This is a genomic window from Halanaerobium sp. ST460_2HS_T2 (genome assembly GCF_003337665.1).
GTDB classification, from domain to species: domain Bacteria; phylum Bacillota; class Halanaerobiia; order Halanaerobiales; family Halanaerobiaceae; genus Halanaerobium; species Halanaerobium kushneri.
Genome location: NZ_QPJF01000041.1, coordinates 1 through 15,486, shown reverse-complemented (window position 1 = coordinate 15,486; position 15,486 = coordinate 1). Strand labels below are relative to the sequence as shown.

Sequence of the window (15,486 nt, the reverse complement as noted above, 5' to 3'; positions counted from 1 at the left end):
TTTTAACAAAGTTTTTGGTTATTTTCTGCATATTATCCCCCAGATTCAGTCAGTATTTATGTAAAGAAAGCTCTTGCTGTGCTATTGCGTATAACTTGCTTATTTGCGAATGAAATTTCATTAAAATCATTATTTTTGGATCTTCACGAATGTCATTTCGTTAAAATCTGTATATCTCTATAACTTATCAAAAGGATTAGTAATTTCAATTAGATTTTTATTGCTAACATGAGTGTAAATTTCTGTTGTTGTAGAACTCTTATGTCCCAGCAGATTTTGTATATACCTCAAATCAACTCCCTGCTCCAGCAAATGGGTAGCAAAAGAATGTCTCAACGAATGAATTCCGACCTCTTTATTAATTCCAGCTTGTCTGCAGGCGCGCTTAAAAATCTTCTGGGCACTCCGCTTTGACAGATGCTTATCCTTATCCTGACCAGGAAAAAGCCACTGAGCATCATATTTATGCACCTGAAAAGCTTTTAAATATAGTCTTAGTTTGTTTAAAGCACTTTTAGACAGCAGAGTATACCTATCTTTATACCCCTTCGCAGAACGGATATAAATCAACATTCTATTAGAATCAATATCAGAAATTTTTAATTTCACTACCTCACTTACTCTCAAACCAGCAGAATAAGTTAAAATTAAAATAAGCTGATGCTTTAGATTATCAACCGCTGAAATAATATCCTTAACCTCTGTCTTATTTAAAACTTTAGGTAATTTCTTTTTCTTTTTTGGCCGAAACAATTTATTATTAATTCCATCCAATTCCAAAATTAAATTATTAAAAGTTTTGAAAGCACTGATAAACTGGTTGGCATACGAATGCGTATTATTTAATTCTTCCAGTAAATATAATACATAATCATTAACATCAGACATTTCTATTCTAAATAGATCTTTTTTAATATATTTAATAAATGACTTATTGTGATTTAAATATGCTTTAATTGAACTTTGAGAATAACCTTTTAACTTCAACTTCTTTTCAAATTGTGGTAAATAATAAGAATTAAAATAATTTGCTATTAATTCTGGCGCAGTAAAATCTTTTATTCTTGACTCAAAAAGTAGATATTTATGCTTAAACATTTCTAAAAACAGGGCCAAATTGCTGTAATTATTTTCAAAAGTCCAGTACTTTCTTTTTGGATTCCAGCGGCTACCAGGGATTGTATTCATTTTTCTAATTACAACTTCATCATAATCAAAACGTACACAAATCAGATTTTTGTCTTGATTTAGCGTTAATCTCATTTAATAGATAAGCTCCTATCTCTTATTAGTTTCCATATTCTTATATTTCTTTATCTGGCTTATTTTTCCTTTATTTTTATAAATTTATTTTTTAGTTGTTATTTTAAGCTGTACAAAATTTAATATTGATAAGGCCAGAAAAGAAAGTGAAAGTATAAGATAAAAAAATGCTTGTTCTGCACTGAAATTAACATTGTATAATGGTCGCAAAAAACTACCAATGGCAACAGAAAAAAGCAAAGTAAAAGCTTTAAAAAAAAGAGCTGGAGCCAACAAATAACCAATAATTTTATCCTTTATTAAAATTAGAGCTGTAATTATCATGGCAGGCAGCACAAAAATCAGGTCGAGAATGTAGATTGAAAAGGTAAATTCTTTCTTTTCTCCTGCTGCCATTAACGGTAAAAGCTGACTTGACCAGAGAAAACAAAAAAGTAGGGGAATTAAAATTAAAAAGGTAATTGTAAGATATTTAAGGTATTTATTCAGTTTCAATTCTTTAAAATAGCTTTTATCATAATTGGTCAGAGTCACTACTATTGACCAGAAAGAAAGTGAGCTCAGTAAAAGATAGAATAAATAAAATGAGTTATAGATCTGTTCTATTGCATAAATGCTGTAGGCATAAAATATATAGGCTAAAAAACTTAAAGCAATTATTTGAGGTTTAATTGCTGTCTTTGTAACCTTAAGGGCAATATAGATCAACAGAATACTTATGATAAACGTAATCAAATCCTGAGAAACAACCCCCGGTAGTATTTCCTTGCTGATAACTTTAGAATAGATATCCTGATTAATCAGACCAGTTAAAGAAACTAGAAGTGATAAAATTGCAGTTATAAGCCACAATTTTTTATTTAATTCCAGATTCTTAATCATTAAGCTTCCTCCTTTTGATAAGGCCTATCTTTCATTCTACTGTAGACACCGTTCCTTAAAGCCTGAAAACGCCAGGTAAAATTACCAACTAAAGTATAAAGCCATTTCTGAGAAATCATAGGTTTAGAAGTTTTTTCAACTACAAAATCTGATAACTGATGGTTCCTCACAATATCATCTGCTGCCTGATCAAGACCTGCAACTAAATCTTTAGCCATTCCTCCCATTTCTGAAAGAGATTTACCGCTAACTGCACCTCCCATGCCAACTGCAATTCCACCTAGATATTTAAGTTTAGCCTCCCTGGCAAATTCCTGATAAATTTTAAGTGCCGTCTTATTCTGTTCGGCTTCTGGAAAACCACAATTAACTACTGCAATAAAACTCTGATTTTTTGCAGACTTAATGTCATCAAAATATAAGGTTTTTCTTTTCTCAGCAATTAGTCTTAAAGCTTTTATTACTTTTGCCGGCAGAGTATCAACATAAAGTGGAGCCGCGAGGATTATAAAATCTGCTTCCTCAATTTTGTCTAAAAACATAATTCTTTTAGCTTCAGTTGCTATTTCAGAATGAAGATGTACCTTTTCAGTCATAATATCATATTCTTCAATTTTCGAAAGCAGATAAGTCCCCAGACTGGCAGATGAACTTTCCATACCTTTAGGACTCCCAATTAATAAAATAGCCTTTTTAATTGTCATTACTTTCACCTACTTTTTCGGAAAATTTCTTTATAATATCTTTAAGCTTTAAACTGTCAAAATCAGCTGCATTAAAAACTTCAACTTCAGAAGCTGGGGAATGAAAATTGAGGCTGTTTCTTGTTACCAGTTCTTTAAAGATTTTACGCTGAAATTGGCTGGTTTCTTTCATTATTCCAACAGCTAAAAGTGAGGGATACTTTGGATAACGTTTTTTATGATGAATTTCTCCTTTTACTTTCTTAAAATAAGGAGAAATAAGTGGAATCATTCTGTCCAGTGCTTTTTTCAGCTGATAAGAGTAGCTGCCAAAAACCACTGGAGTCAAAAAAATTAAAAGGTCAGAATTGATTAGCTCAGCTGCAACCTCTCTACCATAGTCATTAATTATACAGATTCCAGGTGTTTTAACCCAGCACTTAAAACAACCCAGACAATCAGCAATCTCTTTTTCTTTTAATAGAATCTCTTTAACTTCAAAATCTTTAAACAGAAGCTCTTTTCTGATCTCTTTTGAAACCTGATCCAAAGAAATGTCATTCAGTTCTTCACCATTTAAAATTAATGCTTTCATTATTTTCTCCTTTTAAATGCCTAAAATCAATAAATTATTAACTATTCTTCTCGTTTTTCCAACCAGTTAACAGCAAAATCTACCATTTCTTTCTGATTAAATAATTTTGCTTCTGCCAGTCCCACCTTTGCTCTACTATATTTATATTTTGACTCATACTCTTTTCCAATTACAGTAAATAAATCATCATTAAATTCAATGTCCTGATATGTTGTCCATACATTTTCCCCATCTTTTAAGATTGAAGAACCAAATATTTTAATTTTAAGATCATGTTCTGCCCGGTATTCTGCCAGGTGTAATGAGGTATTGCTGTCATGACCGACTCCAATTAAAAGTATCTTACCTTCTCTTTCATAAATTCTGGCCAGGGGCGAATTATCTCCCAGAGCATAATCCAGCTTATGATCTGCCGTGATATTTTCTGCTTCCTTTCCCCAGGCTGAAAATGAAAGACAGGGGTGATCACTTCTTAAGACATCTGGAAATTTACGGAAGATTTCTGGTGTCAAACCAAGTCCTCGGGTGGGAGTTATTTCTGGCCTGTAAGCAGGCATTTCATTTCTAATTATCTGATACCACTCCTCAGGTACAGGAGGATTTCCCCAGTATTTTGGTTCTGAGTAATCACCACTATGGGCAGGCATTATAAGAGTTCCTGCATCAGTAACAGCTTCCTGCAGAGCTTCAATTAAAGCTACCGCTCCTCCACAGACCCAGCCAAGTTTACTGAGGGCGGAATGGACAATTACTATCTCCCCTTCTAAATTAAGCTTTTTTAGATCTTTGACCAAAGAATTTTTTGTTATTGGCCTGTCGGTCTTTTCAATAATTTCTTTTTCTTTCATTTTTATTCCCTCCAATTATTTAATTAATCCACCGTGAATTATTTATTCTTGCCTTTAATAAAAAATTAGTCTTTTAACTTTATCCAACTAATCATTCTGTCAAACTTAAAGCCAAGTGAATAAAATAACTTTTTTGCCTTTGAATTATTCGGTTCTACATTTAAAAAGATATTACGTTTATTACTTCTTTTATCTCTAATTAACTGCTCCATAATCAGGTGGGCCAAACCTTTTTTCCGAAAAGATTTTCTGACATGAATAAAACCTAATGCGCCATCATCATGAGTCAAACCCCAGCCAGCAAGTTCATCTGCAAGAAAAATCCCAATTGAACAGTCTGCAGCAATCCGTTCTTTAATATATGCTTTTGAAGTAAATTGTTGGTAGTGAGAGTGGGAAAAGATAAAATCGGTATCTTCAGCTTTAAGCTCCCTGATTTTAAAGTCTTTTTCCATAAATTTTTTGTTTCCACTAAGGCTGTTATTATTACTTACTACAATTTTTTCAGGCAGTATTAGTCTTTCAGTCTTCAATTCCCATTCAATTTTTCTTTGCTGATCGATAATCGGAAGCATCCACTCTTCTAAAGAAGCAAAATAAAGTGTCTGATATTGAAATTTTCCCAATAATTCTTTTAAATCTTTTTCACATTCGACCGCCGGATAGCACCATAAGTGGTCTGTTTTGACAGTAATCAAAAGTGAGTCCCCAGCTTGAAAACTGCTTTCTATCCCATAGTTTTCTATAACTCCAATCAAACTTATATATTTATTTTTACTTTTACTTAACTGCCTTATTATTTGTTTTTGATTCATCTTGCACTCCTATCATTATATTAATTATAGTACCTAATAAATTTCAATTGACTAATTTTTAAACTCTTTCATTTTTATAAAAACGGCTTAAAATCGCCCCCAGAATTCCTACCAGCCCAATCATCCAGAAGCCCATTTTCAATCCAGCAAAATCACTTATCGTGCCAACAAAAATTGGTCCGATAAACATTCCCAATCCGTAAATTGCCTGAAAAAAACCCATCGCGGTTCCCCTTTTGTTTGCTTCTACATTTTTGATGCTCAGTCCCATTAAGACAGGAAAAATCATTCCCTGAGCAAAGCCATTTAGCATCTGGTTAAAATATAATATGTAGAGATGATCAATAAAAGGTACCATTAAACAGGAAAATGCTAGTAAGATAAATCCAATTGTTACTGTAGTCTTTTCGCCAAGTCGCTGACTGAAATAGCTGCCGCTTAGATAGGAAGAAAGAATCCCCGGAATTGTTGTGATAGTGGTCAATAGTCCTAAATGGAAACTTGTTGCTCCTAAATTTTTAGCTGCTACCGGAATAAAGCCAAAAGTGGTAGAATGAGCAATCATCATCATTAAAATTGCCAAAAATGAAACTGTCAATAGACTTTTATTTCTGGCAACCTTCAAGATTTCGCGAAAAGTAATTGCCCTGTGATCGATATCTTTCTTTTCATCCACACTGAGACTTAAAATAAAACCTATTACTGCCCCAGCTGCTGCCAGTAAAAATGGAAACTGCTGACCCAGGGCCTGAGCAATTATTCCTCCTAAAAGCATACCCGCGACCTGACCGGATTTATTAGATGCATTAATTAGACCAATAGCATGGGCAGTATCATCCTTTTTAAAATAAGAAGAGAATAAGACTGTAAAACTAACCCAGGTAGCTGCAGAAGCTCCTGCAAGTGAACGAAAAACCAAAATTAAAGCTGGAGTCTCAGCAAACCACATCCCGGTAGTACTAATTAGACTGAGCAGAATTCCGATATTTACAAAAATCTTTTTTCTATTAATCCTATCAGAATAAATACCCAGCGGAATTCGAATTAACATCTGTGTAAAACCATATGAACCTAAAATCAAACCAATCATCTTATGTGAGGCACCAAGTGATTCTATGTAGGGAGAAAAAGTTGGAATATAGGCATACATGGAAAACCAGTAAAAAGCTGTGACAAAAATAAATAAACGTATATTATTCTTTTCTTTAGACATTTAAAACCCTCTCATTTCTATATATATTGGTTAATCTGATAAATAATTTATGTACAGTAAATATACTTCGTGATAGATAAATATATTCCTTCATTAAAAAAGCAGACCAGTAATTTTACCGGTCTGCCTAAAAAATGTTTTTTTTAATAATACTTAATTGTTATAATTTTTAAATCTAAATTCTCCATTTACAAAATCAACTTCTACTGTATCTCCTTCTTTAATCTTTTCCTCCAGTAGGAGCATGGCAAGCTCATCTTTAATCTGATTTTGAATAACTCTTCTCAACGGACGAGCACCATAAGCGGGATCAAATCCAAGTTCTAAGAGCTCTTCTTTAGCCGCTCTAGTTAAATCTATTTCAATATCCTGTTCAGATAGGTTATCTTGCAGATATGAAACCTGAATATCAATAATTTTAAAGATATCATTTTTGCTTAAGGAATGGAAAATAATTTTTTCGTCAATTCTGTTTAAAAATTCAGGTCTAAACTGTCCCTTTAGGGCTTCATCAATTTCTTCTTTAATCTTTGCTTCATCATCTAAATCCTGAATATACTGGGAACCGACATTGGAAGTCATAATAATAACTGTATTTCTAAAGTCAACTTCCTTACCCTGACTGTCTGTTAAAACACCATCATCAAGAATCTGCAGCAGGATATTAAATACATCCGGATGAGCTTTTTCTATCTCATCAAATAAAATCACAGAATAAGGATTGCGTCTAACTTTTTCTGTTAGCTGTCCACCTTCCTCAAAACCGACATAACCGGGGGGTGAACCAATCAGTTTAGAAACTGCATGGCGTTCCATATATTCTGACATATCGATTCTGGTTAGAGACCGCTCATCATCAAAAAGATAAGCTGCCAGTGTCTTAGCCAGCTCCGTCTTACCGACTCCAGTTGGTCCCATAAACATAAATGAAGCCAGTGGTCGATCTGCATCCTGGAGACCTGTGCGAGAGCGACGAATTGCATTACTTACTGCCTTAACTGCATCGTGCTGACCAACAACTCTTTTTTCTAACTCATCTTCTAAGTTAATCAGCTTTTCTTTTTCTGCTTCCATCAGCTTCTGCAGTGGAATATCGGTCCAGAGAGATACAATTTCCGCAATATCTTCTTCTGTTACCTCTTCTTTAACCAGATGATTGGCATCTTTTTGAGATTCTTCTACCCTCTTACTTACCTCTGCCAGTTCTTTACGAAGCTCATTCAGTTCACCATAGCGAAGACGGGCTGCTTCCTCATAATTGGCCTCTCTTTCGGCAGCTTCAGCTCGATATTCAATCTGATCTATTTTTTCTTTCAATTCCTGCATTTTAGCCAGCTGATCTTTTTCATTTTTCCATTTTAAGCGCAGGGGATCACGCCGATCCTTTAATTCCTGCAGCTTTTCTTCGATTTCGTGGAGTCTTTCCCGGGCCTCTTCAGTATCTTCATTTTTTAAGGCCTCTCTTTCTGTTTCCAGGCGCCTTACTTTACGGTCAAGTTCATCAATTTCTAAAGGCATAGAATCAATTTCAATTCTAATTTTCGAAGCCGCCTCATCAATTAAGTCAATTGCCTTATCAGGTAGAAACCTTTCAGTTAGATAGCGGTCAGAAAGTTTAGCGGCAGCTACAATTGCATTATCAGTAATTTTTATTCCATGGTGAATCTCATATTTTTCTTTTAAACCTCTTAAGATTGAAACTGTGTCATCGATATCAGGCTCCGAAACCTGAACCGGCTGGAATCTGCGCTCTAAAGCCGCATCCTTTTCGATATGCTTTTTGTACTCTGCTAAAGTAGTTGCTCCTACACAGTGTAGTTCACCGCGTGCCAGAGCTGGTTTTAAGAGGTTAGCTGCATCCATTGATCCTTCTGTAGCTCCTGCTCCAACTAAAGTATGCATTTCATCAATAAAGAGTATAATCTGGCCTTCGGCTTTTTTAATCTCTTTTAAAACTGATTTCAATCTTTCTTCAAATTCACCTCTAAATTTGGTTCCTGCAACTAAGGAACCCATATCGAGAGAAATAACTTTTTTATTTTTTAAACCCTCTGGAACATCACCATTAATTATTCTCTGAGCCAAACCTTCTACAATTGCCGTTTTACCTACACCTGGTTCGCCAATTAAAACCGGATTGTTTTTGCGGCGGCGAGATAGAACCTGCATAACTCTCCTAATTAAATTATCACGGCCGATAACCGGATCAAGTTTTCCGTCTTTTGCCTGTTCTGTAATATCAATTGTATATTTTTCTAAAACGTTAAAACCCTCTTCTCCCTGCTGGGAATCGATTTTGCTGCCTCCCCGCATTTCCTGAATGATTTGTTTAAGATCATTATAGTTTAAATTTTTCTCGTAAAGCATCTTTCCTAATTCAGTTTTGCGATCTCTTAAAATAGCAAGTAAAAAATGTTCAGTTGATATATATTGATCATCTAAAGCATCTGCCTGTTTTTCAGCTTCTCGCATAATATCATTGAGCTGATGAGACATGTATGCCTGTCCGCTCTGTTCTGAATAAACCTGTGGTAATTTTTTGAGCAGTTTTTCGTTTTCTGTCTTAAGTTCTGGCAGATTTGCTTCTGCCTTCTGCAGTAGTGGGATGACTATTCCATCATCCTGATTTAATAAGGCTTTAAATAGATGGGAAGGAAAGATTTCTTGATGCTGATAATCCTGAGCAACATTTTGTGCTTCTACCAGGCTCTGCTGTGCTTTCCGTGTAAATTTTTCCATATCCATTTTTATCTTCCTCCTTTAATACAATTTATCCAATTTTAATTTATTATCTAGTTTAATTATAGTACAAAGGTCAGAGAAGGTCAAGTAGTAAAAAAAGGATTTTAAAGTTTTTAATTGAATAAATAATGTAAGGGTACCAGGCACCCAGTACCAATAAATGAAAGGAAGTGATTAAAATTTCTCAACTTGATTTTTTACAGGCTTTAAATAAATTTAAAAAATATCTTGATGTGGAAAAGGGATACTCTAAGCTGACAATTAAGGAGTATGATAGTGATCTACACCAATTACATAAATATCTACGAGAAGAACTTGATTTTAAGGAAGGTTTTAGACCAGATGAGGTTGATCGACTTGATATTTCGGAATTTCTGGCTGATGCAGTAATTATTAATGATAATAAAGCGGTTACCAGAAATCGAAAACTTTTTGCTGTCCGCTCTTTTTATAAATATCTACTCCACTATGGGATTGTGACTAAAAATCCAGCAGAAGCAATAGAAAGCAGTAAAACTGATAACCGGCTGGAACCAATTTATTTAAAGCTTAAGGAGGCACAGAAATTTATCAGTGCCATCGAAGAACATGGTGGAATTAACCGATTACGTGATCTGGCCATAGTTAAACTCTTCCTTTATGCTGGACTCCGGATTTCAGAATTGGTTAATTTAGATTTTGATAATATTGATTTTGAAGATGCTTCGATCAAGTTTTATGGTAAGGGAAAAAAGGAGCGCTATGTACCGCTGCATAATGATGTAATCTTAGCAATCAGACGCTATATGAGAGAAAGAAATTCGATTAAAATTAAAGATAGTGATGCCCGACAGGCTGTTTTTATCTCTCGTCACGGCAGGAGAATCAGTCCCAGAACAATTCAACTTTTTGTCAAAAAATATGCAAAAAATGCTGGTTTGAGTAGAGCTGAAAAAATAACTCCCCACAAACTCCGCCATACTTTTGCTTCTACTCTTTATCGGCAGACTAAGGATATTAAAGTCCTGCAGGATCTTTTAGGTCATGCCAATCTGTCTACAACTCAGATTTATACTCATGTCGATACCGAAGAAAAGAAAAATGCCATTGACGAAATGCCGGATTTTTAAAGCTTAATAAAATAAAGAGACGCAAAAAACGGGAACCTGAAAAATTAATCCAGGTTCCCGGTATCATCTAACAAAACATTAAATTATTTTTTTTAGCTTCTCTAGCAGCTGATCTATCTCATCTTTAGTAATATTTAAAGCCGGTAAAAAACGAATCACCTTGCCTTTAACAATATTCAGCAGAATTCCTTCTGCCTGAGCTTTAGCTCTCAAGTCAGGTATTTCTTCATTTAATTCAATTCCCAGCATTAAGCCAATTCCTCTAACCTCTTTTATTTTTTCAGATTTCAGTTCTTTTAATTTTTTTAAAAAGTATTCTCCTCTTTCTGCAATAGAATCCTGCATACTCTCTAATTTTTCCATTACAACTCTGGCTCCTCGTAAAGCAAGTGGATTAGGAGCAAAAGTTGAGCCATGATCACCGGGTTCTAAAACCCCTGTCATTTCTCCTTTCATGACTACTCCACCTAACGGAAGACCTCCACCAAGTGCTTTGGCAACAGTAATTAAATCAGGACTTAAATCAAAATTCTGATATGAATATTTTTCTGCTGTCCTGTACAGTCCGGCCTGAACTTCATCTACAGCTAGAATCCAGTTATTTTGATCAATTAATTGATTTAATTCAGCTACAAATTCTTCAGAAGCAGGCTGGACACCACCTGATCCCTGCAGAGGTTCAAAGAAAACAGCTTTGATATCAGGATTATTGGCTGCGGCTTCTCTTAGACTTTCTATATCATTGAACTCAGCTTCGATTGTATCTGGCAGCAGTGGTTTAAACTGATCCCTAATACCGGGGAAACCATTAACCGAAAGAGCTCCCAGACTTCTGCCGTGAAAGGAATTGCTGAAAAATAAAATTTTACCTGCTCCAATTTTCTTTTTGATAATTTTTAAAGCAAGTTCTGTTGCCTCAGTTCCAGAATTAACAAAAAAGACTTTATCTCCTGGATCACTAATTAACTCAGCCACTGTTTCGGTATCCTGATCCAAAAAGTAATTTGATGTATGTGCATATTTATGCAGTTTATCACTAATTGCATGTACTACCTCCGGATGGCTGTGGCCCAGGGCCAGCACTCCAATCCCGGAAAATGTATCAAAATATTTATTACCATCCGTATCGAAAATATATACTCCTTCTGCCTTCTCAATTGTAAAATCATAACTATTATAAAGTTCTAAATAACGCATTTTAATACACCCTTTTTAAAATTATTTGGGGAAAATTTAATTCCTGCCTGTTTTAAAAGCTGGCCAGAATAAAAATCCAGCCAGCTTAAAATTTATTTTTTTAAATTTTATTTTAAAGCTGACGCAGACTGGCCATTACCTCAGTTTTCTGTTTTGTCTGGTCATCTACATCTTTAATCTTTTTAGCAGGAGCACCAGCATAGACAGCACCTGCAGGTACATCATCAATTACTATTGAGCCGGCAGCAATTACAGCACCTTCACCAATCTGAACTCCTTCTAAAACAACTGCATTGGCACCGATTAAAACATTATCTTTCACAACTACCGGATCAGCACTCGGAGGTTCAATAACTCCAGCCAGTACAGTTCCTGCCCCAATATGGCAGTTATCACCAACAGTTGCTCTACCTCCCAGCACTGTATTCATATCAATCATTGTATTCTTGCCAATTTGGGCCCCAATATTAATTACAGCTCCCATCATTAAGACACAGCCATCACCAATTTCAACCTGATCACGAATATGAACACCAGGCTCAATCCGGCAGTTATACTGACTGTAATCAGCTAAAGGAATAGCAGAATTTAGTCTATCCATCTCAATTCTAGACTGGGTTAATTTATCGTCCAGTTCTTTTTTTAAGGCTTCTGCCTCTTTCAACTCACAGAAAACAACTCCAGAACTGTCATCTCCATAATATTCGTAAGTACTTAGGGAATCTTTTAATTCTTTACCTTTAATATAAAACCTAACGGGTGTTTTTTTAGTAGAATTTGAAATATAATCAATTAAATCATAAGAATTCATTTTTTGGCCTCCAATTATATTTTATTTGATAACTTCCACAATTATTTTATTTTAATTATTATTTTAAAATCTCAGAAAAGCTATAAAATCCAGGTTCTAAATCCAGAATTTTTTCTGCACTTAACAGCACTCCCTGAGTAAAAGCTTTTCTTGAGTAAGCTCTATGCTTTAAGGTCAGAACTTCACCTATACTGGCAAAGTCAACTTCATGTTCTCCAAATTCTGAACCCAGTCTTTTGGAGTGCATTTCAACATCCCTCTCCAGAAGATCTCCCAACATTATTGCTGTTCCAGATGGTTTATCTTTTTTAAAACGATGGTGAGTTTCGGAAATTTCAATATCCCAATCCCGGTCTACATACTTATTAACTTTTTTGATTAATTCAGATAGAATATTAATTCCAATCGAAAAATTAAAGCTCTGAATTACTGCTACTTTTTCTGCCAGCTCATCTAATTTAGCAAAGTCAGCTTCGTCAAGTCCTGTTGTCCCAATAACCAGAGGTACCTCTTTTTCCTTAATCACTCTAACTGTATCAGCAAAGGCTTCTTTTAAAGAAAAATCAATCACTACTTCTGGCTTCTCAATTTCTTTTTCACCATTTTCATCCATCTGATAGACTAACTCATGGCCAGCTTCAGAAAACAATTCTTCTATCGCCTGACCCATTCTGCCTGAATAACCTATAATTCCGTACTTCATACTATATCAAGCTCCTCCATTTCAGTTAAAATTAATTTTTGATGTTCTTTATTTAAATTAACCAGAGGTCGACGCAAATTATTATTTGACAGACCAATCTGCTGCATAGCAAACTTAATTGGAATTGGATTTACATCAACAAAAATTAAGCGCATCAATTTTAAGTATTTATAATGTAAATCTCTGGCTGACTGATAATCGTTAGCTAAAATATAGGAAGTAATTTTTTTCATTACCCCCGGCAGCAGATTAGAAAATACGGAGATAACACCACTTCCACCTGACATCATTAAGGGAAGTGCCTGATCATCATTACCCGATAGTATAATTTTATTTTCTCTGGTAAGTTTAATTACATTTAAAATCTGACTCATATCCCCACTGGCTTCTTTGATAGCCACAATATTGTCCTGCATTTTCGACATTTTTTGAAAAGTTTCTGGCTCAATATTGACTCCAGTTCTGGAAGGTACATTATAGGCAATTATTGGCAGCTCAGTTTTTCTGGCAACATAAGTATAGTGGTCAACTAAACCCTGCTGGCTTGTTTTATTATAATAAGGAGTAACTATTAAAACTCCATCTGCTCCCTGTTCTGCTGCCAGCTCATTCATTTCTATAACTTTGGAAGTATCATTAGTTCCAGTGCCCACAATTACCGGAATCTCACCATCAGCCTTACTGACAGCCATTTCAGTAAGTAATTTTCTTTCTTCTAAATGAACAGTTGGAGATTCACCGGTTGTGCCCAGGACCACCAGAGCATCAATCTCATTTTCTAATTGGTGATCCAAAATTTTCTCAAACATTTTATAATCCACTTCACCATTTTCTTTAAAAGGAGTAATTAAAGCAGTACCAACACCCTTAAACATATTAATAGCCTCCTATTACAGTATTTGTGTAATCTTCAAAAGTCTCATCACGCCTGATCTGTTTAATATCGCCATCAATTGTATATAAAAATTCTCCATTTCTGAGCATTCCATTATAATTAAAACCCATTGCATGCCCATGGGCCCCTGTGTCATGAACAACCAGCAGATCCCCTAATTTACTTTCGGGAAGTTTACGGTCAATAGCAAATTTATCATTATTTTCACAGAGGGAGCCGATAACATCATATTCGATCATTTTCTTTTTTCCACGTACCTCTGCATCAAGGTTGGTTATATGATGATAACTTCTATACATTGCAGGTCTCATTAAATCTGACATTGAAGCATCTACTCCCAGATATTTTTTGTATGTTTCTTTTTCTTTGATTACTCTGGTCACTAAATAACCTGACTCTCCTGTAATATAGCGGCCAGATTCCATAAATATTTTAGGCTGCAGTCCGTTTTCTCTTAAAATTTTATCATACGATTCATTGACTGCACCTGCAATTGCTTCAACATCAACCTCTGTCTCAGATTGATAGGGAATTCCAATTCCGCCTCCAATATTAATAAAATCGATTTTAATTTGATATTCCTCAATTATTTCTCTGGCAAAGTTAAAAAGCATTTCTGTATATTCACCAAAAATTTGAGGATCATTTTCATTCGAAACAACCATTGTATGCAGTCCAATTGATTTAATTCCCTGTTCAACTAAAAAAGCAATCGCTTCTTTAATCTGCCCTGCAGTAGAACCAAATTTGGATTCCTTAGAATCCCCCATAATTTCATTTTCAATTGATCCTGGATTTAATCTAAAACAGATATTCTCAGGTATTATTTCTGCCTCCAAAAGTTCATAAATATCTGCTGCCCAGTCAATATTAATAATACAACCACGTTTAACTGCATATTGATAGGCGTCAAGAGTGGTCAGATTAGAAGTAAACATTATCTCTTCCCCGCTGAAGCCAGCCATTTCTGCCAGCTTAATCTCAGAAACCGTAGCAGCATCAACACCACAATTATTTTCCTGCATTATTTTTAAAATATGTGGATTTGGATTGGCTTTAATAGCAAAATATTCTTTAAAATCAACCCAGTCAAAAGAAGAAATCAAATTATTTAAACGGTCAACAATTGTCTTTTCATCATAAATATGAAAAGGCGTTCCATATTCTTTAACAATTTCTCTAATTTTTAATTCAGGTATAGTTATTGTTTTCATAAATCTACTCCATTTTTAAATTATTGTCTAAAATTATTTTATCATAATTCAATGTCAAAATAAAAAATATCTATAGATAACAAAAACTCAGCGAAATCGCTGAGTTAAATACTTAATCAGAGAAATCACCTCTTCCATCTTTTGAGATAGCTCAACATTAAAAGCCTGGAAAACTTTTAATGACAGTTCTGCATATATTATATACAGACCCAGCAAACAGCCATTAAACCCTGACTGAAAACTTCGGCAAATTTGCCTTTCCTCTGCTGCAGCGGTTTAAGCCTTAAGCAAGCAGATTACTGATCAAAATTTGCGCCTCTACCTCATTAGAACAATGAGGCATTTTCCTATTAAAATTTATTATCTTTTTACTTTGTTTAAGTATATATAATTGAAGAAAAGTTGTCAAGAAATAACTGATAAAGACTTTCCCCATTTTTTAAAATAGCAAAAACTATCCGTACTGTCACAAGGGTAAAGAAAGCCTTAAATTCTTTTGTGATCGACGTTTTTTGT

Annotated in this window: 14 protein-coding genes and 1 riboswitch; of the genes, 1 reads left to right on the top strand and 13 read right to left on the bottom strand. The window is 34.6% G+C overall.

Translation table 11 applies throughout. The features are described from left to right. Nucleotides 1-177 precede the first annotated feature (177 nt). The 8 genes from xerA (DFR80_RS14140) to clpB all read right to left on the bottom strand — a co-directional run bounded on the left by xerA (DFR80_RS14140) (nt 178) and on the right by clpB (nt 9,044). Nucleotides 178-1,263: a site-specific tyrosine recombinase/integron integrase gene (xerA, locus tag DFR80_RS14140; RefSeq protein WP_114490371.1), complete on the bottom strand. Its 1,086-nt coding sequence runs from the start codon at nt 1,261-1,263 to the stop codon at nt 178-180. Between the two features lie 84 nt (nt 1,264-1,347). Beyond that, nucleotides 1,348-2,145 (bottom strand): hypothetical protein, encoded by a 798-nt coding sequence (locus DFR80_RS14135; RefSeq protein WP_114490370.1) that lies wholly within the window; start codon nt 2,143-2,145, stop codon nt 1,348-1,350. After that, on the bottom strand, nt 2,145-2,849 hold the full coding sequence (locus DFR80_RS14130) for an NAD(P)H-dependent oxidoreductase (RefSeq protein ID WP_076543389.1): 705 nt from the start codon (nt 2,847-2,849) through the stop codon (nt 2,145-2,147). Before DFR80_RS14130 ends, DFR80_RS14135 begins: the two co-directional genes overlap by 1 nt. Beyond that, nucleotides 2,839-3,423 (bottom strand): flavodoxin family protein, encoded by a 585-nt coding sequence (locus tag DFR80_RS14125; protein ID WP_114490369.1) that lies wholly within the window; start codon nt 3,421-3,423, stop codon nt 2,839-2,841. The genes DFR80_RS14130 and DFR80_RS14125 overlap by 11 nt, the downstream gene beginning before the upstream one ends. 41 nt (nt 3,424-3,464) lie before the next feature. Further along, the gene (locus DFR80_RS14120; protein ID WP_076543387.1) at nt 3,465-4,271 is read right to left on the bottom strand and encodes an aminoglycoside N(3)-acetyltransferase; all 807 of its coding nucleotides are present in this window, start codon (nt 4,269-4,271) and stop codon (nt 3,465-3,467) included. 65 nt (nt 4,272-4,336) lie between these two features. Further along, nucleotides 4,337-5,086, bottom strand: coding sequence for a GNAT family N-acetyltransferase (locus tag DFR80_RS14115; RefSeq protein ID WP_076543386.1), 750 nt, complete (start codon nt 5,084-5,086; stop codon nt 4,337-4,339). 58 nt (nt 5,087-5,144) lie between these two features. Next, the gene (locus DFR80_RS14110; protein WP_114490368.1) at nt 5,145-6,299 is read right to left on the bottom strand and encodes an MFS transporter; all 1,155 of its coding nucleotides are present in this window, start codon (nt 6,297-6,299) and stop codon (nt 5,145-5,147) included. 153 nt (nt 6,300-6,452) lie between these two features. Next, on the bottom strand, nt 6,453-9,044 hold the full coding sequence (gene clpB, locus DFR80_RS14105) for an ATP-dependent chaperone ClpB (protein WP_114490367.1): 2,592 nt from the start codon (nt 9,042-9,044) through the stop codon (nt 6,453-6,455). Between the two features lie 167 nt (nt 9,045-9,211). Between clpB and xerA (DFR80_RS14100) the strand changes: the two genes are divergently transcribed. Continuing rightward, nucleotides 9,212-10,150: a site-specific tyrosine recombinase/integron integrase gene (xerA, locus tag DFR80_RS14100; RefSeq protein ID WP_076543383.1), complete on the top strand. Its 939-nt coding sequence runs from the start codon at nt 9,212-9,214 to the stop codon at nt 10,148-10,150. A 78-nt stretch (nt 10,151-10,228) separates the two neighbouring features. Here the strand turns inward: xerA (DFR80_RS14100) and DFR80_RS14095 are convergent, their stop codons facing one another. From DFR80_RS14095 to lysA, 5 genes are all read right to left on the bottom strand, one after another. Further along, nucleotides 10,229-11,347, bottom strand: coding sequence for an aspartate aminotransferase family protein (locus tag DFR80_RS14095; RefSeq protein WP_076543382.1), 1,119 nt, complete (start codon nt 11,345-11,347; stop codon nt 10,229-10,231). A 112-nt stretch (nt 11,348-11,459) separates the two neighbouring features. After that, a complete protein-coding gene (gene dapD, locus DFR80_RS14090; RefSeq protein ID WP_114490366.1) occupies nt 11,460-12,158 on the bottom strand; it encodes a 2,3,4,5-tetrahydropyridine-2,6-dicarboxylate N-acetyltransferase in 699 nt (232 codons plus the stop codon). A gap of 58 nt (nt 12,159-12,216) precedes the next feature. Further along, the gene (locus DFR80_RS14085; RefSeq protein ID WP_114490365.1) at nt 12,217-12,861 is read right to left on the bottom strand and encodes a 4-hydroxy-tetrahydrodipicolinate reductase; all 645 of its coding nucleotides are present in this window, start codon (nt 12,859-12,861) and stop codon (nt 12,217-12,219) included. Further along, nucleotides 12,858-13,736: a 4-hydroxy-tetrahydrodipicolinate synthase gene (gene dapA / locus DFR80_RS14080; RefSeq protein WP_076543379.1), complete on the bottom strand. Its 879-nt coding sequence runs from the start codon at nt 13,734-13,736 to the stop codon at nt 12,858-12,860. The genes DFR80_RS14085 and dapA overlap by 4 nt, the downstream gene beginning before the upstream one ends. A gap of 1 nt (nt 13,737) precedes the next feature. Beyond that, entirely contained in the window at nt 13,738-14,970 is a 1,233-nt protein-coding gene (lysA, locus tag DFR80_RS14075; protein WP_114490364.1) for a diaminopimelate decarboxylase, read from the bottom strand. Between the two features lie 139 nt (nt 14,971-15,109). Further along, nucleotides 15,110-15,299: riboswitch (Lysine riboswitch) on the bottom strand. Nucleotides 15,300-15,486: the final 187 nt, after the last annotated feature.